The sequence below is a fragment of the Nonomuraea aridisoli genome (genome assembly GCF_003236395.1).
Lineage (GTDB): Bacteria > Actinomycetota > Actinomycetes > Streptosporangiales > Streptosporangiaceae > Nonomuraea > Nonomuraea aridisoli.
The window spans coordinates 1-1,987 of record NZ_POUD01000530.1 but is presented as its reverse complement, the minus strand read 5'-3'; the positions used below and the strand labels follow the sequence as shown (position 1 = coordinate 1,987).

Annotated in this window: 2 protein-coding genes; one reads left to right on the top strand and one right to left on the bottom strand. The window is 74.6% G+C overall.

Annotated elements, in window-relative coordinates; translation table 11 throughout:
• Nucleotides 1-194: 194 nt before the first annotated feature.
• A complete protein-coding gene (locus C1J01_RS47820; RefSeq protein ID WP_111185760.1) occupies nt 195-1,412 on the bottom strand; it encodes an NAD(P)/FAD-dependent oxidoreductase in 1,218 nt (405 codons plus the stop codon).
• 162 nt (nt 1,413-1,574) lie between these two features.
• Here C1J01_RS47820 and C1J01_RS47815 point away from each other — a divergent pair.
• Nucleotides 1,575-1,987 (top strand): hypothetical protein (locus C1J01_RS47815; RefSeq protein ID WP_146616037.1); only part of this gene is annotated, 413 nt, incomplete at its 3' end.

Genomic DNA, 1,987 nt, shown 5'->3' with positions numbered 1-1,987 from the left:
GTACGTACGCCGGCGGCCCCGAAGGCCCCGACGACTCTGCAGATTCGGGCGGCGCGGTGCCGCACGCGGCGGCGGCCAGAACCAGGACCAGCAGTGCGAGCAGCGGCATGAGCGTCCTCCCCACGGTGTCACGGCGGGGAGGTATCCGATCTTACGTGCCCCGTTGTCGCGCTTCGTGGACAGGGCGGCCTTTTTCACGGAATTGGCGGCGCGTAGGGCGTTATGTCGATGGGCGGCGTTTCGCCGAGCACCAGGTCGGCGGCGACGGCGCCGGTGAACGGACCGGCCGTCAGCCCGTACGCGCTCAGGCCCGTCGCCACCACCACGCGGCCGGTCACGGGGCCGATGAGGGCGGGGCCGGGGGCGTACACCGGGCGCAGGCCCACCCGGGTCTCGGCCACCGTCGCGTTGTAGAGCCCCGGCGCCGTCCGCAGCCCCGCCTCGATCACCTCGCCGAGCCCGCCCATGGTGACGCGGGGCGCGAAGCCGACGTCCTCGACGGTCGCGCCGATGACGATGCGGGAGTCGGTGAAGCCGAGCAGGTAGGGGCCGTTCCTGGGCAGGATGATGGGCCACCAGGCGGTGTCGACGCCTTCCATGCAGACGTGCAGGATCTGGCCGCGCCGGGGGAAGACGGGCAGTTCGACGCCGAGCGGCCGGCACACCTCGCCCGTCCACGCGCCGGCGGCCACGACGACCGCGTCGGCCTCGATCGGGACGCCCTCGCCGGTGAGCCGCCGGGCGGCCGTGACCGCGTGCGGCTGCGGGGCGGCGGGGTCGAGCGGCCGGCTCTGCCGCCACGAACCCGCCTCCTCGTGGGTCTGCTCCTCCGGCAGGGGGCACGCCTCGCCGTCCTCCACCGCCGACGTCGTGTGCACGAAGACCTCGCCTGCGGGGCTGAGGCGGGCGGCGCCCGTACGGACCTCCGCTCCCCCCTCCAGGGCGGCGCGCAGGAGCGCCTCGCGCACCGCGTCGCCGTCGACCCGGGCCGCGCCGGGCACCAGTAGCGCGCTCAGCGAATCGGACAGCGGCGGGAACAGCTCGGCCGGCGTCGTGACGTCGGTGACCTCGCCCATCTCCGGCGCCTCGTCGTAGCGCCGGCGCAGCAGTCCGCGCACCGGCTCCAGGTCGGCCGGCTCCTCGGCGACGAGCAGGGCGCCGACCTTGGCGTACCCGATGTCCTCGCCCAGCTCGCCCACCAGGCCGGGGTAGCGGCGGGCGCCCTCGCGGGTCAGGTGGTACCAGGCGTCGTCCTCGGCGTGGTCGACCCACGGGCAGACGATGCCCGCGCTCGCCGGCGTCGCCGCGCCCGGATACCCCGCCTCCACCACGGTCACCTTCGCGCCGCGGCGGCTGAGGTAGCAGGCCGCGGCCGCCCCCACGATGCCGCTTCCGATCACCACTACACGCATGGCCTCATGCTCTCAGCTCGGGTGACCCTACCCGGCGACCGGGATCCCGCACTTTGCCCGCCGAACACCCTGGCGCCGTCCCCGCAGTCACGGGAGCACTCCCGTAAAACCACCATTCCTCACATCTCGGCTATATCGGGTGTGCAGGTTTATGGTCATCGCATGGACATCGCCGTCACCCGGATCGGCCTGCCCTCCCCGGTCCGTGTGGCCGCATCCGACGGGACCACCGTCTGGTGCGCCGCCTCCGGCGGCTTACGGGCGTACACCGCTTCTGGCGCCTTCCTGGAGGACGGCGACGACCCCTCCCTGGAGGGAGCCACGGGGCTGGAGGTGCGGTCGCTGGCGGCCGTGCCGGGGACCGTGAGCGCCACGGCCGGGGTTCCCGGAACACTGACCGAGACGGTCGTGGTGCCCAGGTCGTTCGCCGGGCCGGCGCCGGTCAACCCGCTGCCGGAGGGCACGCTGGCGGCCACGGCGGGCGACCGCGTCCTCTGGCTCGGCCCCACGGGAGCCCCGCTCGCGCAGGCGCGCTTCGAGGGGCGGGTGGTGGCGGGCGGCGGCGAGATCTGGGC